Here is a 25,371-nt window from a genome sequence, read left to right as displayed (position 1 = left end):
TGTTCAGCTGCTGCAGTGTGCTATTGACGCTGCTGCTAAGCGCACCGAGTGCACAGGCTACCGAGTCTTTACTGCAAACAGAAAAGCAGTATCGGCTGGCAGCGTGGCATTTTTTTCGCGACGATGATTATCAAGCGCTGTTGCATTTAAGTTTGGCACCCGAGCCCGCGGCCAAAGCTCGTTTGTTGCAAGCCGGCTTATTTTTGCAATTAGACATGCCTGCGGCCACGGCCGCATTATTAGAGCAACTGCTAGCCGAGCAAACGGTCAGTGGGGCTTTACCTCAAGAGTTACGCAACGTGGCGTTGTTGCAATTTAGCCAATATCAATTTGAGCAACAGCAACCGGAGCAGGCGCGCTTTTACTTTGCCAAGCTCTCTGCACCGCTGTTGCAGTTAACCGGGCAAGCGACCTTATTGCAGCAGATGTTAACTTGGCCCAATATAGCCTCCTTTGATGACAAGGTGTTTCAGCAATTGGCGGGTCAAGCTGAATTACCTTATGTGGTCATTAACCATATCTTGGCGCTGCGCCAACAGCAAAAAAGCGCACAGGCATTACAACTGTTAGCGCGGTTAAATACCGCGTTATCTAAGCCAACCACCATGAGTTTTTGGCAGCAACTCTTTCGCGAGCCAAGCAGCGTTACCGGCAGTGATGATCGGGTTGAACGTGATGCCTTGGCCGATTACTTATTGCTACTCAAAGCCGGTTTGTTAGTGGATGAAAAACGCTGGGCCGAAGCGCAACAAGTGCTGCGCGGCTTTGCCAGCAATAGTGTGCTCACCTTACCCGCCATGACACTATACCGTGATGTGCTGATCGAAAACCGACAGATCCCGGTGTTATTAGCCGTATTGCAGCAATTAATTACGCGTTACCCTTTGGCGCCAGCGAGTTGGCTGGCAGCGCATCAAATCGGTATGCAACTGGAACTCACCTTTGAGCAGCAACAGGCGCTAGCGGCTTACCGCTGGGCTGAGCAATATTATCAACGTCAATTAACGGCTAATGCCGGTTATCGGGTACCTGTTACTGCGGAGCAATTGGCTAATCCAGATACGTTAACGCCGTGGCAGTTTTATCAATTACGCCAACAGTCCGCGTTATATCAATTAAACCGGCAATTTGACGCCGTGGCGCAGTTGCAGCAACAGCAGCAGCAACGGTTAGCACGTTTAGCACATTTAACTGACGTGGTGCAAAGCAAGCTGGAACAGCAACAGCAATTACTGACTCAAGCTTTGCCCCGTTTAACGGCTAAACAGCAAGGCTTGCAGGCACAAAGTGCTGCCTTAGCCGAGACGATACGCCAAGCGCAAACCGAGCCGATGGCACAATTGTTGTGGCTTAACGATGCTGAGCAGGCTTTTAACCAACAGCAACACATGCTCACTCGGGCCAGCAGCCGGCTGCAGCAGTTAGCGGCAGATGGGCGCGACATGACCGCAGAAAATGCCCGCTTACAGCGGCTTAAAGGCTTATTAACCTGGCACTATCAACAAAATAGTGCCGAGCGCAGTTATCAGTTAGCCCAGTTGCAGCAACAGCTAACCGCTGAGTTACAGCAGATTGATAGCGGTATTCAGCGCTTAGCCGCGTTAGAGGGAAAAACCACTCGGCTATTGGCACAGCAGCAACAATTAACCCAAAGCATGGCTAATGAGCAAGGCTTTAGCGTGTTGCTGGCAGAACAACAACAACAATTATTGAGGTCCTTGAATCAGGCGTTACAACAACAACGTTTAGCAGAGCGCGAGCAGCTGATGGCCTTACAACGACTGAACACTCAAGCCATTGCGCGGTTAATGGAGCAAGTGTTGCTGAGCACCGAGGAGGCCAACTGATGCGTCACCCAATGCCATGGTTGCTACTGTCTTTACTCGCCACGACACTCTTAACAGCCTGCAGCACGCCAACTGAAAAAGTGGTGCGTCGGCCCACTCTGGGTGAGTTTATGCCTTATACCCCACTCAGTACTGAGCCACCCGAAACGGTTAATGCCGATAAATTACAACAGGTTTATCAATCGTTATTAGCCCTCGCACCGGCGGCCGATGTACGGCAAAAAGTGTTGTATCGGCTGTCGCAACTGAATACCCAACAATTAGAGCGGATGGCTTTGCCTCCTGCCGCTGAGCAACAAGCCTTGGCCAGTTTAATTGCCCAGTATCAACAGCTTTTACAAGCGTATCCGGATGATCTTAATAACGAACTGATCCGCTATCAGTTAGCTCGGGCCTTAGATTTAAGTGGCGACAACGCGGCGGCACAGCAGCAAATGCAACGCTTATTACAGCAGTTCCCGCGTAGCGAATTTGCTGCCGAGTTATGGTTTCGAATAGGTGATATTGATTACAGTCAGGCTAACTATAGCGCCGCGTTAAAGGCCTTTAACCAAGTATTGGGGGTCGCTAATACGGAACTAAAGCTGCATGCGTTGTATATGCGTGGCTGGAGCCATTTTCAGTTACAGCAGTATGCGCAAGCGGATGAAGCTTTCTTGCTGGCGCTGGATATGACTCAGCAGCCAAACAGCTTGGATGAACAACAAAGCCTGCAGCAAGAGTTACAACGCATTTTAAGTATTTCGCTGAGTTATCAAGAGCAGGCGAGCAGTTTATTAGCCTTGTTGCAGCGTACGCCTTATCAAGATAAAGCGGCAGAACGTCGGCCCTTGGCGTTTCAGGCGCAGTTATTTCAGGGCTTGGCCGACTTTTTATTTGAAAAAGATCTGCAGCAAGCGGCGCTTGACAGCTATCGGCAATTTATTACTTATCAGCCGTTCGCATTAGAAGCAGCACAGATGCAATTGAAGATTGTGCAATACCATTTAGCACAGGCCGATGCTGCGGCTGCCGAGCAGGCACAGTTGAGCTTTGTCAGTTTATTTGGCCCTGCCAGTGCCTTTTGGCAAAAAGCACTGCCGCATGAGCAAGCAGACTTAGCGCCCATCTTGGCGCAATACCTCGATTATTTTGCCCGGCAACGTTATCAGTTAGCCCAGCAAGCCGCAGTGCCCGAGCAAGCGAGTTTATTTGCAGAAGCGGTGCCGTTTTGGCAGCAATTGCTAGTAATACAGCCGTTTGTGGCGGCTGAACAAGTCGATGACAGTTTATTGTGGCCCGATGATGTGCGCTATTTATTGGCCGAATCGTTAGCGGCAAGCGGTCAGCCTAAACCTGCGCTCGCACTCTATCAGCAGCTGGGGTACGGCGTGGTTGATTTGAACGCACGCAATGTCAGTGCCGAGCAGGCGGCATACCGCGCTTTATTACTCAGTGAGCAAATGTTTAAAGCCTCCAATGCTAATAACACTGCCGATGTAACCGAGCTGTCAGCTAACTGGTGGCAAGAGCAAAACCAATTTGTTCGTTGGCATAGCCGTCACCCGGCGGCACAGCAAATTGCCTTAAACCAACTGACCGATCAGTATCAGCGTCAAGCCTTTACTGAAGTCGCCAGTTTCGCCCGTCGCGTCACGGAATGGCCACATCCAGAGTTAAGTCAGCCAGCTTTAGTCAATGAAGCACGTTTTATTGTCAGCCAAACGCTATTAGCGCAAGACGACTTTGCCGCCGCTGAGCAAAGCATTGAACCGTTGCTGGCGTTGTATCAAAACGATGCTAGCGAGTTAGGCCGCAGCCGTGCGCAGTTATTAACGGCGCAGCGCGCCTCGGCTATTTATCAGCAAGCGCAGCTAGGCTATTTAGCGGTGGATGCACAGTTAGCTCATCTAGAGCGCTTATTAGCGTTACCCACTTCGGAATATCATCAAAGCGCGGCTTATCAGCAAATCAGTTTGCAATTAGATCAACACGCTTGGGCAGAAGCAATTCAATTAATGCTCGCTTATCAGCAGCAGTATCCGAACAGTAGCGAGCAAACGGCGATCAGCTTGGCGTTGTTAAATAGCTATGAACAGTTGCAAGATTGGCAGCAAGCGGCCGATTTACTCAGTGCACAAATTGAACGCTTGGCTGAGGGATCTGAACAACAACGTATATTAGCTAAAGCCGCCGATTATTATTTACGCGCGGGCAACCGCGATGCCGCGCGGTCAGCTTATCGCAATTATGCCAATCGCTATCCTGAGCCGCATTTAGCTGCGCAAGAAGCGCGGGCGGTGTTGGTGCAATTGTATCAAGCGGATAATGATCTGACTCGGCGTGATTTTTGGTATCAGCAACTCGTCAGTGCCGAGCAGCAACAAGCTCAGGGCACTGAGCGCAGTCGTTATTTGGCCGCCGATGCAGCATTACAGCTAGGGTTATATCACAGCCGGTTGTTTGAAGCCGTGCTGCTGCAACAACCGCTGCGCGATAACTTACGCAAAAAACAAGCTCACATGACCACGGCCATTGAGCAGCTGCAAACGAGCATGGGCTGGCAAGTCGCCGACTTTTACAGCCAAGCACAATATCAGGTGGCCAGTTTGTATCAACAGATGGCCGGTGCCTTGTTAACGTCGCAGCGACCCAAGGGGCTAGATGCGCTAGCACTAGAGCAATATGATTTATTGCTAGAAGAGCAAGCCTATCCGTTTGAAGAGTTGGCGATTGAAATTCACCAGCAAAATGCCGCCTTGGTGACGCAGCCACTTTATGATCAGTGGGTTGCCGCCAGTTTTGCTAAGTTAGCCGAATTATCGCCGGCGCGTTATCGCAAACCTGAAGTGTACTTGGAGCTGGCCGATGACGCTTATTAAACACCACAGTAGCAACATCCTAGTTGCACAAAGCCTCGCTCAGCCTTGGCGAGTGCTGCGCCGTGTCAGTGCTGCGTTTGGCATGTTGTTATTGCTAAGCCATTGCGCTGCAATTTCAACATTACTACCTGTGAACGAGCCCAGTGTTAGCGCCCCCTCAGTGGAACAAGCTGATCCCAATGCGGTGGAACACACCGCCACGGCAACTGCGGTAATTAGCCCCACGGTTTGGCCAGCGTTGAGTGCCGATTTAGCCGAGCGCTATCAGCAAGCGAAAACATTCATGCGTCAACAAGATTACGCTGGCGCGAGTCAATTATTGCAGCCACTGGCTGAAGCCGTCCCCGCTGCTGCAGGGATCCGTTACAACTTGGCGCTGTGCTATTGGAAATTAGCACAGATTGAAGCCGCACGCTTACAGCTTACCCAGCTGCTTGAGTTGCGGCCAGATTATGTGGCAGCCAGCAATTTACTTGGCGTGATAGCGCGCCAGGCGGGGCATTTTCGACAAGCCGAGCAGCATTGGTTGGCGGCGTTAAACCAGCAGGCCGATTATGCCGATGCGCATAAAAACTTGGGGTTTTTGTATGAGCTGTATTTACAGCAACCCGAGCAGGCTCGTTATCACTACACGCAATATCAGCAACTTACCGGCGATCCGCTGGCTGAAGCTTGGCTGAGTTTGCTGCCACAACAGGAGTAACGCATGAAGAATTATCTCATGTCCGCCACCTATCTAAGTGTATTGCTGCTGTCGAGTGCGACACTGGCGCAGCAACAAAACCGCGCTTTGCCAGAGCCTAAACCCTCGGCTGCTGCAACCAACAAAGCGGCAGCGAGCGTACGGGTTGATGTCAGCACTACTATCAGTGGTAACCAAGAGCAACCGCGCACCTTGTATGTCTTGCCATGGCAAGACAGTATTGCCCAAATTCGTATTCCGGCGCCGGGGCTTGATGTGCCACCGGCACCGATACAGCCGCTGGATCGCCAGCAATTTCTGCGTTTTATTGAGGCTCAGTCGCTACAACAGCAACCAGCCAATACCGTATCTACTAAAAATAATTAAGAGGGTTACAGCATGGATTTCGTTAACAGCATAGTGCGGTTTTTGCAGGAAGGCGGCTATTTTATTTACCCTATTGCCTTTATTTTGATTTTAGGTATAGCCATTACGATTGAGCGTTGGTGGTTTTTACGCGGCGTATATGCTAATAACCAAAAAGCTTATCGCCAGTTACAACCGGCCATTGCCGCGGCCGATACCCAAGCGATCTTAACACAAGCGGAATCGAGCCAAACCGCCATAGGTTTAATGCTCGCTAGCGGTGTCAATCGGTTATCGTCATCACATCGGCGTGAAGATATGGAGTACGCCATGGAAGAAGTGGTACTGGAATACAGCCTGCGTTTGCAAAAACGCACACCGTTTTTAGCCACCTTAGCCAATGTCGCCACCTTACTCGGTTTACTCGGTACCATTGTAGGTTTAATCGCTGCCTTTTCGGCGGTAGCAAATGCCGATCCTTCTGAAAAAGCCAGCTTATTGTCATCCAGTATTTCGGTGGCGATGAACACCACCGCTTTTGGTTTGATGACCGCGATCCCGTTGGTCTTTGTGCATGCATTATTACAAAGTAAAACGGCCAGCATTGTCGACACCATGGAGATGGCTGGCATCAAATTGATGAACAGTATCGGACAACGTTTTACGGGTGGCCGGGATGATCAGAAAGCATAAAATTAAGCAAAACGACGCTGATCTCGACATCACCTCTTTTATGAATCTGATGATTGTGTTGGTGCCGGTGTTGTTGCTGAGCTTAGTGTTTACCCAGATCCGTGTGTTGAACATTCAACTGCCGCCCCAAGTTGAGCAGTTAATACAGCAAGAACGAGAGGATCCGCAATTGCTGGAATTGGAACTGCGAAGCGATCGGCTGCGCTTAAATTATCCGGCCGGTCAGTTACTGCGGGAATTTAGCCACACGCCAGACGCAGAACCTGACTTCGCGGCGCTCTCCGCATTTTTACAAGATCTGAAACTGACTTGGCAGCAGCAACAAATCGACAAGCGTGATATCCGTTTACTGGCACCAGAAGACTTAGATTACCAAACGCTAGTCAGTGCCATGGATACAGTGCGCTCGTTTAAAACCGTAGTTGCTGCCTCGGTGGTTGATGCGGAGTTGTTTCCGGTTATTTCCTTGGGGCAGTTGCCCGCTGGCGCCAGCGAGGTCACAGAATGAAGCAATCATTTCGTGCAAAACGCATGCTCAAGCAACACAAACGACTGGCGCAAAGCTCAAAATTAAACCTGGTGGCGTTGATGGATATTTTTACTATCTTGGTGTTTTTCTTGATGGTGAATCAGTCGGATGTGGTGGTATTACCCAGTAATAAAGACATGAGTTTGCCGCAATCGGTGTCAGAACAGTTACCGCGTGAGCAGGTGTTGCTCACTGTGACGGCAAATGGCGTGTTAATTCAAGGCAAAGCTATCTGGCGCGGTGATTGGCAACAAGCGCCTGTATTATGGCAAGAGGAATTAAGCGAGGCGGTGCAGCAAGAGCTGAATTATTTAGCCGGTCGTACCGCTGCGCTCACAGAAGAGCAGCAAGCACTGGGGCGACCGCTAACCATTTTAGCTGATGCCAGCACCCCCTATGCCGTGCTACGGCGTTTAATGGCAATGTGTGCCGGCACTGAGTATCGCGATATTTCATTAGCCGTAGAGCAACACAGTAAGGTGTTGGAGGCAACGCCATGAGCACACTGACTTGGCAACAGCACGCGAGCTGGCAAGATGAAGATACCGTTTTTACTCGGGTGGTGATTGCCGGCTTGGTGCTGTTGCTGGTGTTGTCTATTGCCATACCGCTGTATCAAGTGCCTGAGCGCAGTCGCACGCAGTTAGAACAGTTACCGCCACAGTTAGCACGAGTGGTGCTGGAGCAGCGGGAAATTATCCCCCCTGAGCCGATTGTACTGCCTGAGCCCGAGCCGCTTCCCGAGCCCGAACCTGAGCCAATAGCCAAGCCTGAAGCGAAAGTCGTTGAAGCCAGCCCGGTTACGCCAGAGCAAGCCCGCGCTACCGCACAGCAAGCGGGGTTATTAGCCATGCAAGATGAGTTAGCGGCCTTAAGGCAAACCTTTACGGTTAACCGCCAAGCACCGCAACTGCAACGCGAGGGACAGCAAAGTGCTGCTGTAACTGAGCCCGATACCATCGCCAACCCCGTGTTAGCGAAAACAGCGGCGAAAGCGGCTTTTGCAGTGAGCTCGGATATTGCGCGTGCTGAGTTAGCGCAAGCCGAAAATGTACGTGTAACTGATGCCGAGCTACGTGGTTTAGCCAGCTCAGCGCCCGCATCAAGCACCACCAGTCGTAGTGCAGGTAATGCGGATGCAGCGGCGCAGGGTGGGCGTAGCGAAGCCAGTATTCGCCAAATACTAGAAGCGAATAAAAGTAGCTTATACACCTTGTACAACCGTGCGTTGCGCGCCAACCCCTTGTTAAAAGGCAAGGTGGTGTTTGAGCTGATTATCAATCCCGATGGCAGTTTGGCGCAGGTGTCGATTATCGAAAGTGAATTAAATGACGAGCGATTGGAGCGGCAGTTACAACTGCGCTTGCAAGCAGTGAATTTTGGTGCGGCGGATGTGGCGCCGACCCGTTCGCAGTGGACTATCGCATTTTTACCCGGTTAAGCGGGCAGGAGATAACTATGCAAAGCTATACTAAGCGGCTTTTACTCGGCTTATTGTTAGCGCTGTTCTGCAGTTCTACCGCCTCGGCTGGTGCTTTAGAGCAAGCCAAACGCTTACATGATCGCTTAGCTGGCGTGCCAGCTGATGCGGCAACCTTGCAGCAAATGACCACGTTGCTGGAGCAGGGTAACGCCCAGGCTGCAGCGAATGTGGCAATGCAGCATCCAGACTTTTATCGCACCACACTAAAGTTGTTTGCCTCGCCGGCCACCAATCGTGATTTGGATATTTTTGAACCGCTGAATGATTACAGTGCCACTATTATTGGTTTGGTGCGTGATAACGTTGATTTTCGGCAGATTTTGCAAACCGACGTGCTGTATGTGGCAGCGGACAGCTTAGGCTTACCGCCTTACGCCGCCAATAACAATGCGCATTACGCTGCGTTAGATCAGCAAGGGGTCGATTTACAACAGTATTTGGAACCGCGCTCGCAAAGCAGTTTGCTGGGCATTCCCGCTGAGGCCAGTGCCGGTGTGATGACCAGTCGCGCTGGCGCAAAAGCGTTTTTCTATTTAGGGACCAATCGTGCCATGCTGCGTTTTACGTTAATGAGCCAGCTGTGCACCGATTTAGAGCCATTGAAAGATGGCAGTACGCCTACCGATCGGATCCGCCAAGATGTCAGTCGCAGCCCCGGTGGCGATAGCCGAATTTTTCATAATCGCTGTGTTGCCTGCCATGCCGGGATGGATCCGCTGGCGCAAGCTTTTGCTTATTACGATTATCAATTTACCGATGAAACGGGGGAAAATGGTCGCTTGTTTTATCAGCCAACAGGCAGTAGTCATGATCAAACCGGTAGTCGCGTTCAGCCGAAATACCATATTAACTCGGGTAATTTTCCGCTGGGTTACAAAACCGAAGATGATTTTTGGCAAAACTATTGGCGGGAAGGGCGCAATCAAGCTCTGGGTTGGGATAACAGCTTACCGGGTGAGGGTTATGGCGCGAAAAGCTTAGGTCAAGAATTAGCCAATTCGGTGGCGTTTGCACAGTGTCAGGTGAAAAAAGTATTCGAAACCACCTGTTTGCGGCCGCCAGAAAGCCTGGCCGATGTCAACCTGATCCAACAAACCCGCGACCGGTTTAGTCAAAGCGGTTATAACTTAAAGCAGGTGTTCGCCGACACCGCCACCTATTGTATGGGGGAGTGAACATGCGAATTTTCTTGCTAGTACTGGCCAGTATGCTGTTGCTCGGTTGTGGTGGCGCAGAAGTTGAGCAAAATCCGCCGCCAGCGTTACCAAATAACACGAACAACTATAACGGCCCTGCACCTCAAACTACCGATATTCAGCAGTTTAAACTCAATTTGTGGGATAACTTGGTGGCAGACAACCGCTGTGGCAGTTGCCATCAACCGGGTAATACCGCACCCTTTTTTGTGCGCCGTGATGATATTAACCTGGCTTACACTGCCGCCTTACCCTTGGTTAATTTAGCCGATCCGGCGCAATCCTTGCTGGTGCAAAAAGTTGCGGGTGGCCATAATTGCTGGCTAAGCAGTAATACTGCCTGTGCTGACACCATTACGCAGTGGTTACGCAACTGGGGCAATACCAGCGGAGCGGAGCAAGTTGCGGTTCGATTAGTTGCCCCGGTGATCCGAGATGCCGGTGCCAGTAAAGCCTTGCCCGAGAGCCCGGGCTTATTTGCCGCCGAAGTTTATCCTTTGGTGCGGCAGTATTGTGTCAATTGCCACGCGCCTTCTGCGACGGTAGCGCAAGCGCCTTTTTTTGCTGCCAATGATCTCAGTGCGGCTTATCAGGCAAGCCGTAGTTTAATTAATTTAGATCGGCCCGCATTATCCCGCCTAGTGGCCAGGCTAGGAGGAGAGTTTCATAACTGCTGGTCCGATTGTGCGAATGATGCGGCGCAAATGCTAGCTGCCATTACCAAAATTGCCGAAGCTGTACCCTTAACGGAACTGGATCCTACCTTAGTGCCCTCTAAAGCCTTGCGACTTGAAGATGGCGTTGTGGCTTCTAGCGGTGGGCGTTATGAAAGTGACCAAATTGCGTTTTATCAATTTAAAGAGGGGCAAGGTAGCCAAGCGTTTGATACTTCAGGTGTTGAGCCTGCGGCCAATTTAACCTTACAGGGCGATTTTAACTGGTTAACTGGCTGGGGCTTGCAAATTAACAGTGGTCGGGCGCAAGCCAGCACCCAGAGCAGTGCCAAATTGGCTCGGCTGATTGGCGCAACCGGAGAGCTCAGCATTGAAGCCTGGCTGATCCCCGCCAACGTAGTGCAAGCAGGGCCTGCGGCCATTGTCAGTTATGCCGGCAGTGCCATTAGCAGAAACTTGACCTTAGGGCAAACCCAATACAACTATGATTTTTTACTGCGCAGCAGTGCAAGCAATTTTGCCGGGCAGCCGGCACTGAGCACCGCCGATGCCGATGAGCTACTGCAAGCCAGTTTGCAACATGTGGTGCTCACGCAAGATCCGGTTAACGGCCAGCGTATTTATGTCAATGGCCAAGACAGTGGTGTGCGGCGCGAAGCGGCGAGTATCAGTAACTGGGATGACAGTTTTGCCTTAATGCTTGGCAGCGAGGCGGATGGTAGTCGGCAGTGGCAGGGCAGTGTGCGGTTACTGGCCATTCATAACCGTGCGCTTAGTGCAGCACAAATCACTCAAAACTTCAGTATTGGCGTTGGCCAGAAGTTCTATTTGCCGTTTGCCATAGGCCACTTAATTGACTTACCGCAAAGCTACATCGTGTTTGAGGTGGCGCAGTTTGATAATTACTCTTACCTGTTTAGTCAGCCTTATCTGATTAATTTAGACGGTGCCACTTTATCTGCTGATGTAACGATCAGCGGCATGGCGTTAGCGATTAACGGTAAAGAGAGCAGCGGCGGTCAAGCGTGGATCAAGCAACGCTTTAACGTACCCACTGGCACGGTGTTGACCGAGCCTCACACCTTATCGGCCCTAGGCACGATTATTGCGGCTGAGTCGGGCGCGAGTAGCGATGAGTTTTTCTTATCGTTCGCTGAGATTGGTGCCTTTAGCAATGTGCGCAGCAAGGTAAGCTTTCCGCAACAAGACGTCAGTATGGCAAGTTCCAGTAGCAGCGATATTGGCATCCGGCCGTTCGCGGCAATCCATGCCAGCATGAGTCAGCTTACTGGCGTGTCACAAGCGAACCCTGCGGTAGCCAATACCTATCAAACCATAGTGCGGCAGTTACCGGCAACGCCGAATATCGAAACCTTTATTTCAGCGCAGCAAATGGCCATTACTCAGTTAGGGATTGCTTACTGTAACGCGGCAATCAGTAATTCGACGTTGCGCAGTGCGTGGTTTCCGACCATTGATTTTAATGCTAGTCCTGCTGAAGCGTTGAGCCCCACAAATCGAGATAGCTTGATTGAGCCGCTACTGCAGCGTTTTATGCCCCTGCAAGCGGCCACAGATATCGCTAACAGCGATGCGCGAGTAGAGCTAAATAACCTAGTTGACAGGTTAAGCCAATGTCATGGCAGTTGTGATAGCCAGCGCACTCAAACCATCGCTAAAGCCGCCTGCACTGCGGTGCTGGCGAGCGCACAAATGCTCGTGTATTAAGGAGCTCTTGATGAAATCGAAAAAAGCCTTACACCCGGACGCGCCGCTGTTACATGCCTGTCATAGCAAGCCCGTTACCCGGCGCGACTTTATTGCTTGCGGCATGAGTATTGGCGCCGGCATCTTAACCACAGGCTCGGTATTTAGCTTATTTGCCAATCCCACTAAAGCTTACGCCAGTTTGTCGCCTGATTTGGAAATGTTGAAAAACCAATGCGGTATCAACGTCGAAGGTGCAGGGAAGATCCCCTTTATTTGTTTTGATCTGGCTGGTGGCGCCAACATCGCAGGCTCTAATATTTTGGTCGGAGGCGCGGGGGGGCAGTTAGATTTTCTGTCAACCCAAGGCTATAGCAAATTAGGTTTGCCCGCCGATATGGTGCCCAGCGCAGTGAATGCCGCCAATCTGGCCGGTGGTTTTGTCAATACGCAGTTGGGTTTAGCGTTTCACAGTGATTCACAATTGTTAGCCGGCATATTAGAGCGAACCACCATGGCTACGCAAGCCATGACCAATGGCGCGGTGATCCCCTCTCGCTCCGAAAATGATACTGGCAATAACCCCCATAATCCGATGTATGCTATTGCCAAAGCCGGTGCTAATGGCTCGCTGATGCCTTTGATTGGCTCGCGTAATTCGGATTCTGGCGCTAACTCGATGGCACCAGCTGAGTTTTATAATCCAGAGTGGCGGCCAACCAAGATTGACAGGCCCAGTGATGTTACCGGTTTAGTCGATGTTGGCGACTTGTTTGGCCTGCTTGATCAAAACGATGCCGTTGCCGTTATGGAATCGATCCAGCGTTTAAGTGATAACAAATTAGCGCGGGTGAACTCGGCGGTAAGTCGGGATCAGGTCATTAAAGAGTTGGTGCGTTGTGGTTATGTTAAAAGCGCTGATTTGGCCGACCGTTTCGGTAATCCTGCGACCCTGGATCCGGCTGCCGATCCGGATATTGTGGGTAATAGTGGTATTTTTACCAGCGCTGAATTTAATAGTGATGCCGAATTTCGTAAAACCGCGTCGGTGATGAAGCTGGTGGTCAATGGTTTTGCTGGAGCCGGCACCGTAACCATTGGTGGTTATGATTATCACACCGGCGAGCGGGGTACTGGCGAGCTACGTGATTTGCGCGCAGGCCGCTGTATTGGCGCTTGCTTAGAATATGCCGCTAGACGTAATCAGCCTTTGATGATTTATCTGTATTCTGATGGTTCGGTGGCCAGTAATGGCCGTGTTGATGACAGCGTAAATGGCCGTGGTAAAGGCGAGTGGACCGGTGATAACTCATCAACTGCCGCCTCAGCTATGCTGGTGTATAACCCGAATGGTCGCCCCAGTTTATTGGGGAGCACGGCGCTCGAGCAAGCGCGTCACCAGCAAATTGGTTTTATGCGCCCCGATGCTTCGGTTGAAACGGGCTCATCGATGGCCGCCAATAATGTCAATTTATTAGTACAAACGGTGATGCTCAATTATTTAGCCTTGCATGGTGAGCAAGGGCGACTCAGTGAGGTCGCGCCTTTCCATGGTTTAGGTAATGCCGCCAGCCAAGATCGCTTAACGGCGTTTGCGCCTATCGTTTAATGGCGCAGAGCAATTGATATAGCACGTTGCGCTGGCGCTGGGGTGGGTTGTTTCACCTTAGGGGCTAGCGCGCTAAACCCGATGAAAAATACAGTTGATGCTCACTGCTGATAAAAATCGCTTCATAGTCTGCCTGTTGCTCAATCAGTGCCATACCTCGTTCAAGCCCTAGCACAAATAAGGTAGTCGATAGCGCATCGGTGCGTGTGGTGTCGGGGCCTAACACGGTTACACTCATTAAACCCGAAGGGCTTGTACCGCTTTTCGGATCTAAAATATGATGATAACGCACGCCATCTTCGATAAAGAACCGCTCATAATCCCCTGAGGTGCTAATCGCGCTGTTAATCAGCGGTAATTGCGCTACGATATCGTCAGATTTACGTGGGTGTTTAATGGCCACCAACCAAGGACGACCGCGTTTATCACCCAATAAGCGCGTGTCACCGCCGGCGGTAACTAACGCATGTTGAATGCCCGCTTGCGCCAGTAACGCAATAGACCTTTCCACCGCATAGCCTTTGGCGATACCGCCTAAATCTATTTTGACACCGGCTTTAGCAAAGCGTACTTGGTTATTGGCCAGCAGCTGAATATGCCGGTAATTAATTAAACTGCGCTGCGCGGCTAAATCCTCGACACTGGGTTTGACGTGCTGGCGATAATCATAGCTAAACCCGACCGAAGCAAAGCTAATGTCAAAGGCCCCGGCGCTTAATTCGGCGAGCTGTTCGGCTTGCTGTAACAACTGGTAAAACTCTGCACTGATAGTGACTGCTTGCTGGCTAGCATCGCGGTTAAGTAAGCTCAGCTCACTGCTTTCAAGGTAGGGGCTCATCAGTTGATTAATGCGTTCAAATTCGTTTTGCACAGCCCTGATCAGCAAGGGCCCTTGGCTGTTATCGTCAGTCCAAAACTCGACATAGGCTTGCGTGCCCATGGTTTGAAACGGCTGGCGCTGCCACTCTGCTTCGGCAAACGTTGGCCATAGCCCGCTAATGAGCCAAAGATACAACAAAGCGCGGAGGTGAGTAGGTATAACGCGCATGGCGAGGATCTCATTATTCATGGTTAAGAAGGGGACATTGTTGCAGAGCACAGGCGCTGACTCAATGTTTGTTGTTCAACAGTTTGATTATAGTGACGGGGCTGCAATTAGCAGTGGATTTTTAAATAAACCACGGGGTGAAGTTGCGGTTTGCCACCCTATTAAAAACGTTTTCGCCGTTGGCGAGGTACTTTCTTTTGTTTCGCCAAAAGAAAGTACCCAAAGAAAATTCGACCCACGTTGCGGCGAAAGCCCGTTCAATTTTGCCCGCCCAAGGCGACGAGGTAACTCGCTCGGCGCTACCGCACCTCACTCAAACACCCCTCGTCTTAAAACCTTGGTCGAGCAAACTTGATCGGCTTGCAACGTAATGGGATTTAAAAGCGAGCAAGTCGCAGGAAAGGAAGCAAGTGGTTTAGATTGTGAATGTTAGTAACAGGATTAACCGCTAGAGAGGTTGATAACGTTTTATAACGTTTTATAACGTTTTAAACTCATCCGAGGTGATGATGAGCGCTTAACCTTTTCGCCGTTGGCGAGGTACTTTCTTTTGTTTCGCCAAAAGAAAGTACCCAAAGAAAATTCGACCCACGTTGCGGCGAAAGCCCGTTCAATTTTGCCCGCCCAAGGCGACGAGGTAACTCGCTCGGCGCTACCGCACCTCACTCAAACACCCCTCGTCTTAAAACCTTGGTCGTGCAAACTTGCACGGCTTGCAACGTAATGGGATTTAAAAGCACATCAGGCTAAGGAGTATTTCGGTTCTAAGATTATTGCTGCTTTGGGCGAATAGCAGAAATTTCTCTCCACATCATTAGGCACATACGAATGTCTGCTTTACTGCACAAGCTGACATAATGCTTTTTAATTTGATTGAAGACTCATCGTATAGCGAAAGCCTAATATCCATCATTCACATTAATTTTTATGCTTTTTTAAGTCGAACTTAAATGACTTAGATGCCAAAGTATAACGACCTTACCAAAGTCTTAATCACCAGACTGGACTTCCCAGACTATTTCTAAGTCAGTGACTGGCATGTTTTAATGGAATACCACCGGCTTTAACCCATAACTGCAGTTGCCCCCCTTAAAAACGTTTTGTTAAAATTGACGTTGTGGTGATTCAAATAATTAACACATCCAAATGTTAAATATAAAAACATTTTTTCATTACATTCTTGACATGGTTATTCATTGGGCTACCTTGTTAAATCTTAGGTTAATAAAAATAACAATATAAACAAATAATTGATTGTAAATCAAAACACGGAGGTTGCACTTATGTTTAGGGTCTTACTCATTGCTTTTTTATTCCTACCACCAACACTTTATGCAAAAACGAGTGCTGAACTTTCTGAAGAAACAAAACAAACGCAAGAGCAAGCCTCACTTATGATGGAATGTGATGTGGCGACAATTGGGGGGTATTGCGCGCCTCAAGTGCCGCAATACACGCAAGCCACCCTTTCTGGGCAAACCGTAAGTTTACAATGGGTAGTAAACAGCAGTTATGATTATTTTCTTATCGGCCAGGCAACCAATAGCAGCTGGGGTAACGATGATATTCTTTACAATAACAGTCAGAGCCGTTTCCTTCAAGCCGGAAATAGTTACCTATTTCGCGTCGCGGCTTGCAGTAATTTACATGGTTGCAGTGATTACGCCTATACACAAACGTTTAATATTACAGGTGGCAGTCCGACAGGGACATATATCAAAGCACCTGCAGATTTAACGGCATCATTCTCCGGCAACACTTTAACAGTAGCATGGGGTGCTGTTTCTAACGTGTCATCATATCGGATCAGACAGAACGTGAACGGTGTTTGGCAACCTGAAATCAATAAAGGTACAACCCGGACCCATAATGTCGCCATCAGCACAAATAACATTTATAGCTATCAAGTTCGTGGATGTAACGCCTCTGCACAATGCTCAGATTGGTCTCATGTCTTAACGATTAATACCTCCGCAGCAGTGACCTACATACATACCGACATCCTAGGTAGTGTGATTGGTGAGAGTAATCAAGCGGGTAGCATGCTTAAAAAGACGGAACTTAAACCCTTTGGTGAGCGCAAGGAGCAATAATCATGAATACTAAATTGACTGTATCGGTTCTCATTTTTGGGTTTTTATCGTTCAGCACACAGGCATACTCTCAAAAAGAGCGAGAGGAGCTATCAGCATTGTTTATGAATGCGATGGAAAGTCATTCGGGCTTGCGGTTACTCGAAGCAGAGCAAGCAAATTCATCCCGGGTAATGTCTGCGGGCAGTCACGATAAGCTAAAACTGATGACTGAGCTTGCGCTATCTAGGATGGAAGTTAAAGAGCATATTACACCAGAGACAACCGCCTTATTTGGTGACAAGGTTGACTTAAACACAGGCTCAATCACTTTTCAACATACTGACATTGCATTAAAAGGCAATAATGCATTGCCTGTTGAAATACGTCGCAGCTATCGAGGCTCTAAGAATAATCGCGGCAACAATGCCAGCTTTGGTGATTGGAGCTTGGAGATCCCAAGTATTACCACAACCACGCTTGAATATCGTCCGGGTCAACTCAGCCATTTTCCAGGTTGTGGACGATTGGAGCCTGAATGGGTTGATACCGAGTTTGCAACAGTAGGGGCTATGCAATATTGGAGCGGTGACACACTGGATATTCCAGGCGTGACCAATCAGAAGCTCAGAATGGCCTACGATGCAGGAGGAGGGATACAAAATGCGCGGTATGCTGATAACTGGAAAATTAATTGCCTTACAAACCGATACGGTTTTGAGGCAACGTCTCCCGAAGGCGTTATCTATACGTTCGATGTCGTCAGACTGGTGCCCTCAACCTTGGTTCAGGTAGAGCAAGAAGCTGACGTGCTCAATCCAAACTACGATGCTGCCGTGCTATTGCGTTCATATACCCTCAACATTCAGGTCAGTAAAATTCGTGATCGCTTTAATAATGAAGTCAATTTTGAATATCAGTCAGCAACATTACCGTATGGCAGCGCCAGTCAGTTTTTAACATACTCCAATAAATTGACTAAAATTTCTGCTACAGATGGCCGAGAAATCAATATTGTCTATGAGGCGGGGCAAAATACGGACAGAGTATCGAAGATCACTTCTCATGGTAGAGAATGGCATTATGCGTATAACACCGTATATGACAATCGGGATTTACTGTACAAAGATGTACTCAAGTCAGTTACTCGCCCTGACAACAAAAAATGGGAATTTAATTTAACGTTTGATCTCTATGGCGGTATCAGCGCATCGCAACCAACACTGGCAGACTGTGCTGTTATATCACCTCAGGATAACGTGTCTACGTTAACCCATCCTGAGGGAGCCGTGTTTGTTTTAACGCACAGAGCGGCCCAATTTGGTAGAACCAATGTACCCTATTCTCCACCCGGCGGAAGTGCCTCGCCTTGGTATGGGGAGCATAATGTTGGACGGTGCTTGACGAACCCGGCCATTGCTAAAAAAGAGCTTCAATTTAACAATAATTCACTCGTTTGGAACTACCAATACTCTCAAAACGCGGGCTCACCAAGACAAATGACGACAACCCCTCAGCCTGCAGCATTATCTGGATTACCTTTTGCGCCGGCGGGTCATTCCCTGATGAATTTGCGCTCTACATCCGTCGTCAATCCAGACGGAAGTAAAACTGTGCATGTGTTTAACCGAAATTTTGGCGTACTTGAAGGCAAAGAGGTATTGACACTTTACTACGATACTAATGCTTCTAGCTTATTAAAAGCGGTTGAAACCAGCTACGTCACAGTACCTAAAGTGGGTAAGGTAAGGATGGTTTCTTGTAAGCCTTCACAATATCCTGTAATCGAACTTATCAGCGATGAATGTCAAAAAGTGTTTGAAAATCAAGCAATGCATGAAAACAACATTTATCCTGGAAACCTTAAAACCACCCTTTATAGTAATGGCTCACCAACGTCGTTTTCTACCACCTATAGCCAGTATAATATCTACGGACAACCAGGCTTAGTGTCAGAAACGGGGCCAAGTGGTACGCGCTACAAGCGGTTTAACTATCAACATGACACTGCATTATGGGTGCTGAACTTACCCACAACGACTGAGTTATCGTCTAACAATAGTAGCTGGACGACTGTCAACCAAACGACTTACTATGCTGCTAATTCTGCGAGTAAATTACTTCCTCATCAGGAATATCAATTCGGCTCACTCATCAGTTCAAACACTTACCATACCAGCGGTGGTGCTATCGGAAATCTGTTACGCCAGACTTACAATGCGCCAAATCGTTGGGTCGAATTCAATAATTATAAGCGTGGTATCCCCCAACAAATTACCTTACCTGGCCGTTATACCGCATCTGCTGTTCAAAGTGCCTATCAAAGTGTCAACGACCGTGGTGAAATACAAAGTGTTACCAACTTTAGAGGCCACACGTCAAGCTATGCTTATGATGCCCTAGGACGATTATCGTTAATTACGCCTCCCGCACCTTGGGCCCCTACGGTCATTGATTACAGCAGCCAAAATGGGCGTTTTGTTCAAACAATAACACGGGGGGCTTATGAAAAGCGGATTGAGATGGATGCGTTGTTCAGGCCATTATTAACCCGTGAACGTGATACGGCGCGCAATATCAACGTGTATGTACGCCAGCAATTTGATGCTTACAACCAACCTGTATTCACGTCGTTTCCTAGTGAGAATGACGACGAACCCAATGGTCAGGCAACCCTTTACGATGGATTACAGCGGGTTAAACGGCAATACTCCACCGTCGATAACACGGGTGTTGACTATTATTATTTAACGAACAACCGGGTAGAAACAGTTGATAGTTTAGGCAACCGCAGCACAACCACCTTTCGGGCGTTTGGCTCACCCGAGCAGAAACTTCCCACCCTTATCAGTCAACCAGAAGATGTTTCAACCGCGATTAATTACTCTGTATTTGATAACGTTTCAAGTGTCCTTCAAGGGGGCGTGACAGAATTGCGTTTTTACAATGCGCAGCAGCGGTTATGCCGTTTGTATCGTCCTGATGTAGGCGCGACGGCATATGATTATAACATCGTAGGTGATGTCATCTGGGAAGCTAAAGGCGCATCAGGTGCGAATAACGCTTGCTCCACGGCCAGTGTACTGGCAAGTGAAAAGATTAACTTTACGTATGACAACATCGGAAACATCCGGCAAATCAGCTATCCAGATGGTAGTGGTAACAGTGTATATACGTATGATAATCAGGGAAGCTTAACAAATCTGACCTCGGGTTCAACAGCTTGGGAATATCAATACAATTCACAAAGCATGGTTGAGAAGGAGACCCTTTTAGTGGATGGTCTCGCGTTTGTTCTCGACCCATCCTACAACGGTCTGGGACACATGACATCACTAAGCTATCCGTCAGGCCGAAATGTTAGTTTTACGGTGGATGCATTAGGGCGTTCGCTTAGCAGCGGCAGTTATGCGACGAATGCGCAGTACTTTCCAAACGGGCAGCTTAAAAGTTTCAACTATGGTAATGCGTTAACGTTTAATCAAACTTTGGATAATCAGCAAAGGCCAGAGCTACGCCGAGTGAGTCAATCGGCTAACTTACTGTCTCAACTTTATAGTTATGATAGCAATAGTAATCTTACTTCAATAACCGATGCTGTAACGCCGTCAAATAGTATGACTAATATGACGTATGATGGCCTTGGCAGATTAAAAACAGCGAATGGATTTTGGGGCGCTGGCAGTTTTAGTTATGACGCACTGGGGAATATTACCCGCAAGACGTTGGGTGCACAGGACATTATTTATTCCTATAATGGCAATAACCAGCTTGCCAGTATAAGTGGTAGTCTGAGTCAAAGTTTTGGTTACGATAACCGGGGTAATGTTACCAATAATGGTGTAAGGGCCTTTAACTTTAACCGCGCTAATCGCTTAACCAGCTCAGGCACTAACAGCTATGTATATGACGGCCATGGCCGACGGATAATCAAAAACAAAAACGGCGCAAAAACCTATAGCTTGTACAACAGCGCCGGGGTTTTGATGAGCACTTATGAAAATAATGGTTATACCGACTATTACTACTTAGGTAGCCAACTGGTCGCCAAATATGCCGATCCAAGAACTCAATCGGACGAACCAGGCTATACCGGCCATGTGGAAGATAACGATCTGCAGTTAACTTATATGCAGCAGCGGTATTATGACCCGGTTGTTGGGAGGTTCTATTCGAATGATCCGGTTGGGGCCGTAGAGCACCTTAGTAACGCAGAAGGGATAATGGGTTTTAACCGTTACTCTTACGCAGTCAATAATCCATATAAATATACCGACCCAGATGGACGTGTAGTAGTGGTTGCTTCAAGGAACTTGGACATTGATTACGGTATTGGAAAAGCTGGATCTCATTCAATGGTTATCGTATCCACTGGCAAGGGAGATCCTGTCATACTAAGTAGTTTAGAAGTAAATGGTAAGAATGTATTTGGTAAAAATCATGCTGCTGATGTTCAAGCGCTAGCAAATGGCGATATAACTGATTCTATAGTTATTCAGCCTCCTGAGGGCATGACATCAGACCAATTTGACCGAGCAGTATTGAGCCAAGGTGAATTTATGGCAACTTTGGAGCCTCTGGACTATTCGGCGATACCCGCATTGGATGGTGGAGCAACCCCTAATGAAGGAAACTGCCATACTAGCACTAGAAACTTAATCAATGGTGCTGGGGGAGCAATTCCTAAGGAATTTAATCCCTCTGGATTTAACCCAGACTTGCATAGTGGGCGGTCAACTAGTGAAAGACCAGAGAATCAGTGAAATGAATAAAATCAAACTGTTCACAATCGCTTCAATTGCAATTTTCATTTTGATAATTTTTGATTTGTATGTGTTTAGACCTTCTGGTGTTTATTCATATTCAGCAGGTGAAGCCTATGGCTTTGCTATTGGAATGAGTAAAAAGCAGGCTTTAAATGCGATATATTTAAAGAGTCAGAGTTCGGTTCTTAAAACTAGAGAACCTTTCAGCGAGCGAGTTATTACTAATGAATATAAACTCGAATTAAACGTTGAGCAAATTCAGTCAGATTATTGGGTCATATATGAATCTGCAAAGTTTAGTTATTTATTAATTTTTAAAGACGAGCATATATCAAGGATTTTAGGGTTTTCCCGCAGGTTAGGTGAACTGCAAACAGGGCTTTCTTTGTTTACCGTAATGGACAAAAGTGAAGACAAGACTTACAGGGATGTTTTCAAAGGTCTAAACCAAGAAGAAATAGACTCCCTGATTCTAGCGCAAAAAGAATGGGCAAATGTATACATAAAGTAGATTAGCGACTCTAATCTCTACGCACGTTAGCCAGAGAAATAAAGAAAGCAAAGTAAAATTTGGCCCCGATTGAATCCAACCACATCGCCTCGCACTCGCGGGGCTTTGTTTTTTGCTCTCAATAAGCCCAAATCCATAAACTTAGCTATACTGATAACATGCTGTAATACATAAATTTATTGATGATATGTTTTGTTTCTTAGTGTCGATAAATGTATATGCAGGCACGATACTATGATCCAGTTATAGGGCGGTTCTAGAGTAATGACCCTGTAGATTTCTTAGGGCATATGCAACGCGGAAATCCAACGATGGGTTTTAATCGTTATGCATATGCTAATAACAACCCATATAAATATACTGATCCTGATGGCGAGTTTTTACAATTAATTGGTATGGCAATCGGAATGTATAGTGCGGGAACCTCAGGGTCAGGTCTTGCTTTTTGCCTTTTCTGCCAGATGGGCTAGAGTTTAGCCACAGCCAACACCACCTGGAGTATGCAACATGGCAAGGCCACTGAGATTGGAATTTGCAGGGGCGCTTTACCATATCACCAGCCGGGGCAATGAGCGTAAAGCCATCTATTTTGACGATACCGATTTCGAACTGTTTTTAACGCTGCTGGATAAGGTATGCGAGCAGTATAACTGGTTGGTACATGCCTATTGCTTGATGACGAACCACTATCATTTGCTGGTAGAGACACCCGATGCCAACCTCAGTAAAGGTATGCGGCAACTTAACGGCACTTATACCCAGGCGATAAACCGAAAACACCAACGGGTAGGGCATTTTTTTCAGGGGCGCTATAAAGCCATATTGGTCGACAAAGATGCCTATTTGCTGGAGCTAAGTCGCTATATTGTGCTTAACCCCATCCGAGCCAATATGGTACAGGTGTTAGATGACTGGCCATGGAGTAGCTGGCATGCGGTGATGGGGGCAACAGTTTCCCCCTCCTGGTTGGCAACAGATGCGTTACTGAGTATGTTTGGCAAACAACGTAAAACTGCCAGAGAAAAATACGCAGACTTTGTGCAGCAGGGCCAGGGTATTGCCGTATGGGATAAGTTGACGAATCAGCTTTTTTTAGGTAGTGACGACTTTGTGCAAAGCCATTTAGCACTGTTAACTGAGCCGGATAAGTTAGCTGACATTCCGAAAAAGCAGCGGCGCGTTGCTGCTAAAACGCTGGCAGAATATGAACAATTAGCAAAAACGCGAAATGAAGCTATTACTGCAGCGCACAATTCCGGCGCTTATACTCTGAAGCAGATTGGCAATCATTTTGGCTTGCATTACTCGCGGGTGAGTAAGATAGTGGCAAAAAGCAAGACCTGACCCTGAGGTATTATAATGCTGCTCAGAGATATGTCGATGTTACAGATAAGTTAATTTACAATGATTCAGGGTATAAAAAGCACGGCAACTCACCAAAAAAATCTTCGGGTGAAATTATTTCCCCTAAACCAACTGATGGTCAAGCTGCCCTAGATAATTCTGTGCCGCTTGGAAAAAATACTGATGCTCGTGTAGGCGTCGACGTCAATAATAAAGAAGTTGTTATTCTCAAAAATAACGGAACACCAAGTAATGAATATCATGGCTATGTCCCAGAAAAGCTAAATACTAAAGAAGCAAATGTGGTGAGGGAAAAATTTGATGGCATTGTTGACGTTAGTAACAATGGAACCTGCAAGGTTAAGTGCTAAGGACGAAACATGAAGCCATTGAACTATTATGGTTCATCTATTAAAGCCACCCCGCTACATTATTGTGAGACATATGATGAAGCGATACAATACCTTGAGCAAGGATGGCGAGGTGATGAACTATGTAAAGGTATTTCCCCATACTTGCATTGTTGCAATGATATCCAGATTCTCGAAGAGTGTCTTAAGCGTGGAGCCAAGACAAGCAATGATTTTTTGCAGACATCGGCTTTGCATAGCCATAGCAAACTTAGTTTCATAAAAATATTAGTTTCGTATGGTGCCGATGTTAACTACGTAAATTGGAATGGTTCAACACCTTTACACAAAGCAAATAATTTAGGAGTCATAAAATTTTTAGTGTCGAAAGGAGCGAATCCAAATATATTAAATAATGACGGATTATTACCAGGAGACGATTATCCTTCAGGAATTAAATGGGAAAAAATGAAAAATTATCTCGCTCACATTCGTAATTTAAAAAAGCACGAAACTTGAGATAAATTTTTTGCCTTATACAGCGAGTGGACGCCCATAACCCGGTGTCCTTTTTTCTATCCAAACCATGCAAAATCCCCAGCAGCCTGATCAGTCATTTCCAGTAGAAGTGATCAGTGCTCACCAGCAGGGCTGGCATTTTGCTGCAGCGCCTACAGCTGGCGGTGCTGCACAAATTGATCTTTTCTGCTGGCGGTGACTGATCAGTTCTGCTGCTTAATGCTGATCAAGCTGCTGTCATTTGCGGTTTAGAGTGCGTTCAAATAATAGGTGCTTAAAATAAAAAAATTATCCGGAATTGGTGCGTCTTGATAGAGGATGTCTGTTATCTCAAATATCTAAGTTTTCTGATGCTTCAAGAGCGTCCTGCACGTCAATTCCTAAATAACGGACGGTACTCTCAATTTTCTTGTGTCCCAGCAACAATTGAATTGCACGAAGGTTTTTGTCGCGTTTGTACAAAATAGACACTTTAGTTCTGCGCATTGAGTGGGTGCCGTAGAGGCTGCTATCTAGACCAATCGATCTGACCCATTTATGCACAAGTCGGTCATAAGCACGTGTGCCAAGGTGCGGCACAGTATGCTTACGCGAGGGAAATAAATAGTCATCGTGGCTTAACTCAGCGTGGGCTATCCAAGTGCGTAACGACTGACGGGTATGAGTAATTATCTCAAACATCACCGGCGTACCGGTTTTTTGCTGTACCACACTAGTACGAGTCAGAATATCGCCAGAGCGCATCACGTCTGAGACTTTCAACGCGACTAAATCACAGCCTCTAAGTTTAGAGTCAATCGCGAGATTGAATAGAGCCAGTTCCTTTAGGTTGTTGGCTATTTCCAGCCGGGCACGAATAGACCAAATCTCTTGTTGGCGCAGCGGCGCTTTTTGGCCGATAATCTTGCCTTTGTTCCAAGGTATGCGACTTGCCATGATGATGTCTCGTTGTTTTGTAGTGACATCGGGTTATCGACTGAGTCGCAGAAAAAATAACCGCATTGGATTTAAGCAGGCCCAACTAATAGCAAGCTTGGTCACGCACTTCATAAAAAGGTAGCTACGGTTGAGGAATTACTGCTTAAGATGATGTGCAATTAAAAGCAGCTACATC

The 25,371-nt window shown here is 47.7% G+C and carries 20 protein-coding genes; 18 read left to right on the top strand and 2 right to left on the bottom strand.

Translation table 11 applies throughout. The features are described 5' to 3' along the window. Window positions 1-23 precede the first annotated feature (23 nt). The 11 genes from ORJ01_RS04005 to ORJ01_RS03955 are packed head-to-tail and all read left to right on the top strand — an operon-like array spanning window position 24 to window position 13,647. On the top strand, window positions 24-1,847 hold the full coding sequence (locus tag ORJ01_RS04005; protein WP_306177046.1) for a hypothetical protein: 1,824 nt from the start codon (window positions 24-26) through the stop codon (window positions 1,845-1,847). Further along, a complete protein-coding gene (locus tag ORJ01_RS04000; RefSeq protein ID WP_306177045.1) occupies window positions 1,847-4,708 on the top strand; it encodes a tetratricopeptide repeat protein in 2,862 nt (953 codons plus the stop codon). The genes ORJ01_RS04005 and ORJ01_RS04000 overlap by 1 nt, the downstream gene beginning before the upstream one ends. Continuing rightward, window positions 4,695-5,411: a tetratricopeptide repeat protein gene (locus tag ORJ01_RS03995; RefSeq protein ID WP_306177044.1), complete on the top strand. Its 717-nt coding sequence runs from the start codon at window positions 4,695-4,697 to the stop codon at window positions 5,409-5,411. The genes ORJ01_RS04000 and ORJ01_RS03995 overlap by 14 nt, the downstream gene beginning before the upstream one ends. 3 nt (window positions 5,412-5,414) lie before the next feature. After that, window positions 5,415-5,777: a hypothetical protein gene (locus ORJ01_RS03990; RefSeq protein ID WP_226749643.1), complete on the top strand. Its 363-nt coding sequence runs from the start codon at window positions 5,415-5,417 to the stop codon at window positions 5,775-5,777. A gap of 12 nt (window positions 5,778-5,789) precedes the next feature. Further along, the gene (locus ORJ01_RS03985) at window positions 5,790-6,449 is read left to right on the top strand and encodes a MotA/TolQ/ExbB proton channel family protein (protein WP_226749644.1); all 660 of its coding nucleotides are present in this window, start codon (window positions 5,790-5,792) and stop codon (window positions 6,447-6,449) included. Next, window positions 6,433-6,957 carry a biopolymer transporter ExbD gene (locus tag ORJ01_RS03980; RefSeq protein ID WP_306177043.1) on the top strand — a complete coding sequence of 175 codons (525 nt, stop codon included), beginning with the start codon at window positions 6,433-6,435 and terminating at the stop codon, window positions 6,955-6,957. Before ORJ01_RS03985 ends, ORJ01_RS03980 begins: the two co-directional genes overlap by 17 nt. Continuing rightward, window positions 6,954-7,478 (top strand): biopolymer transporter ExbD, encoded by a 525-nt coding sequence (locus ORJ01_RS03975; protein WP_306177042.1) that lies wholly within the window; start codon window positions 6,954-6,956, stop codon window positions 7,476-7,478. The genes ORJ01_RS03980 and ORJ01_RS03975 overlap by 4 nt, the downstream gene beginning before the upstream one ends. After that, the gene (locus tag ORJ01_RS03970) at window positions 7,475-8,419 is read left to right on the top strand and encodes an AgmX/PglI C-terminal domain-containing protein (RefSeq protein ID WP_306177041.1); all 945 of its coding nucleotides are present in this window, start codon (window positions 7,475-7,477) and stop codon (window positions 8,417-8,419) included. The genes ORJ01_RS03975 and ORJ01_RS03970 overlap by 4 nt, the downstream gene beginning before the upstream one ends. Window positions 8,420-8,436: 17 nt before the next feature. Continuing rightward, complete coding sequence (locus ORJ01_RS03965) at window positions 8,437-9,636, top strand: hypothetical protein (protein WP_306177040.1); 1,200 nt, start codon at window positions 8,437-8,439, stop codon at window positions 9,634-9,636. Window positions 9,637-9,638: 2 nt separating this feature from the next. Beyond that, window positions 9,639-12,059: a LamG domain-containing protein gene (locus tag ORJ01_RS03960; RefSeq protein WP_306177039.1), complete on the top strand. Its 2,421-nt coding sequence runs from the start codon at window positions 9,639-9,641 to the stop codon at window positions 12,057-12,059. Between the two features lie 10 nt (window positions 12,060-12,069). Beyond that, a complete protein-coding gene (locus tag ORJ01_RS03955) occupies window positions 12,070-13,647 on the top strand; it encodes a hypothetical protein (RefSeq protein WP_306177038.1) in 1,578 nt (525 codons plus the stop codon). Window positions 13,648-13,711: 64 nt separating this feature from the next. Here ORJ01_RS03955 and ORJ01_RS03950 read toward each other — a convergent pair whose 3' ends face one another. Beyond that, window positions 13,712-14,695, bottom strand: a complete 984-nt coding sequence (locus ORJ01_RS03950) for an FAD:protein FMN transferase (RefSeq protein ID WP_306177037.1) — start codon at window positions 14,693-14,695, stop codon at window positions 13,712-13,714. A 64-nt stretch (window positions 14,696-14,759) separates the two neighbouring features. Between ORJ01_RS03950 and ORJ01_RS03945 the strand changes: the two genes are divergently transcribed. The 7 genes from ORJ01_RS03945 (at window position 14,760) to ORJ01_RS03915 (ending at window position 24,257) form a co-directional block, all read left to right on the top strand. Continuing rightward, window positions 14,760-15,050, top strand: a complete 291-nt coding sequence (locus tag ORJ01_RS03945; protein WP_306177036.1) for a hypothetical protein — start codon at window positions 14,760-14,762, stop codon at window positions 15,048-15,050. Window positions 15,051-15,978: 928 nt separating this feature from the next. Then, on the top strand, window positions 15,979-16,788 hold the full coding sequence (locus tag ORJ01_RS03940; protein ID WP_306023538.1) for a hypothetical protein: 810 nt from the start codon (window positions 15,979-15,981) through the stop codon (window positions 16,786-16,788). 2 nt (window positions 16,789-16,790) lie between these two features. Next, on the top strand, window positions 16,791-21,530 hold the full coding sequence (locus ORJ01_RS03935) for an RHS repeat-associated core domain-containing protein (protein WP_306177035.1): 4,740 nt from the start codon (window positions 16,791-16,793) through the stop codon (window positions 21,528-21,530). 1 nt (window position 21,531) lies between these two features. Next, window positions 21,532-22,044, top strand: a complete 513-nt coding sequence (locus tag ORJ01_RS03930; protein WP_236130262.1) for a hypothetical protein — start codon at window positions 21,532-21,534, stop codon at window positions 22,042-22,044. Between the two features lie 507 nt (window positions 22,045-22,551). Then, window positions 22,552-23,388, top strand: coding sequence for a transposase (locus tag ORJ01_RS03925; protein ID WP_306177034.1), 837 nt, complete (start codon window positions 22,552-22,554; stop codon window positions 23,386-23,388). 161 nt (window positions 23,389-23,549) lie between these two features. Further along, window positions 23,550-23,759 (top strand): hypothetical protein, encoded by a 210-nt coding sequence (locus tag ORJ01_RS03920; protein WP_236130260.1) that lies wholly within the window; start codon window positions 23,550-23,552, stop codon window positions 23,757-23,759. Window positions 23,760-23,768: 9 nt separating this feature from the next. Next, window positions 23,769-24,257, top strand: coding sequence for an ankyrin repeat domain-containing protein (locus ORJ01_RS03915; RefSeq protein ID WP_236130259.1), 489 nt, complete (start codon window positions 23,769-23,771; stop codon window positions 24,255-24,257). A 330-nt stretch (window positions 24,258-24,587) separates the two neighbouring features. Here the strand turns inward: ORJ01_RS03915 and ORJ01_RS03910 are convergent, their stop codons facing one another. Continuing rightward, entirely contained in the window at window positions 24,588-25,193 is a 606-nt protein-coding gene (locus ORJ01_RS03910; RefSeq protein ID WP_236130258.1) for a tyrosine-type recombinase/integrase, read from the bottom strand. Window positions 25,194-25,371: the final 178 nt, after the last annotated feature.

Origin of the sequence: Alishewanella sp. SMS8, from assembly GCF_030737935.1 — a bacterium.
Lineage (GTDB): Bacteria > Pseudomonadota > Gammaproteobacteria > Enterobacterales > Alteromonadaceae > Alishewanella > Alishewanella maricola.
Note: the sequence above shows the minus strand (reverse complement) of the source record. Positions and strands in the feature narration are given on the sequence as shown.

Excerpts from the sequence above, each read along its gene's own strand:
- ORJ01_RS04000 (WP_306177045.1), top strand. The coding sequence starts at position 1,847 with ATGCGTCACCCAATGCCATGGTTGCTACTGTCTTTACTCGCCACGACA.
- ORJ01_RS03995 (WP_306177044.1), top strand. The coding sequence starts at position 4,695 with ATGACGCTTATTAAACACCACAGTAGCAACATCCTAGTTGCACAAAGC.
- ORJ01_RS03990 (WP_226749643.1), top strand. The coding sequence starts at position 5,415 with ATGAAGAATTATCTCATGTCCGCCACCTATCTAAGTGTATTGCTGCTG.
- ORJ01_RS03985 (WP_226749644.1), top strand. The coding sequence starts at position 5,790 with ATGGATTTCGTTAACAGCATAGTGCGGTTTTTGCAGGAAGGCGGCTAT.
- ORJ01_RS03980 (WP_306177043.1), top strand. The coding sequence starts at position 6,433 with ATGATCAGAAAGCATAAAATTAAGCAAAACGACGCTGATCTCGACATC.
- ORJ01_RS03975 (WP_306177042.1), top strand. The coding sequence starts at position 6,954 with ATGAAGCAATCATTTCGTGCAAAACGCATGCTCAAGCAACACAAACGA.
- ORJ01_RS03970 (WP_306177041.1), top strand. The coding sequence starts at position 7,475 with ATGAGCACACTGACTTGGCAACAGCACGCGAGCTGGCAAGATGAAGAT.
- ORJ01_RS03965 (WP_306177040.1), top strand. The coding sequence starts at position 8,437 with ATGCAAAGCTATACTAAGCGGCTTTTACTCGGCTTATTGTTAGCGCTG.
- ORJ01_RS03960 (WP_306177039.1), top strand. The coding sequence starts at position 9,639 with ATGCGAATTTTCTTGCTAGTACTGGCCAGTATGCTGTTGCTCGGTTGT.
- ORJ01_RS03955 (WP_306177038.1), top strand. The coding sequence starts at position 12,070 with ATGAAATCGAAAAAAGCCTTACACCCGGACGCGCCGCTGTTACATGCC.
- ORJ01_RS03950 (WP_306177037.1), bottom strand. The coding sequence starts at position 14,695 with ATGCGCGTTATACCTACTCACCTCCGCGCTTTGTTGTATCTTTGGCTC.
- ORJ01_RS03945 (WP_306177036.1), top strand. The coding sequence starts at position 14,760 with ATGTTTGTTGTTCAACAGTTTGATTATAGTGACGGGGCTGCAATTAGC.
- ORJ01_RS03940 (WP_306023538.1), top strand. The coding sequence starts at position 15,979 with ATGTTTAGGGTCTTACTCATTGCTTTTTTATTCCTACCACCAACACTT.
- ORJ01_RS03935 (WP_306177035.1), top strand. The coding sequence starts at position 16,791 with ATGAATACTAAATTGACTGTATCGGTTCTCATTTTTGGGTTTTTATCG.
- ORJ01_RS03930 (WP_236130262.1), top strand. The coding sequence starts at position 21,532 with ATGAATAAAATCAAACTGTTCACAATCGCTTCAATTGCAATTTTCATT.
- ORJ01_RS03925 (WP_306177034.1), top strand. The coding sequence starts at position 22,552 with ATGGCAAGGCCACTGAGATTGGAATTTGCAGGGGCGCTTTACCATATC.
- ORJ01_RS03915 (WP_236130259.1), top strand. The coding sequence starts at position 23,769 with ATGAAGCCATTGAACTATTATGGTTCATCTATTAAAGCCACCCCGCTA.
- ORJ01_RS03910 (WP_236130258.1), bottom strand. The coding sequence starts at position 25,193 with ATGGCAAGTCGCATACCTTGGAACAAAGGCAAGATTATCGGCCAAAAA.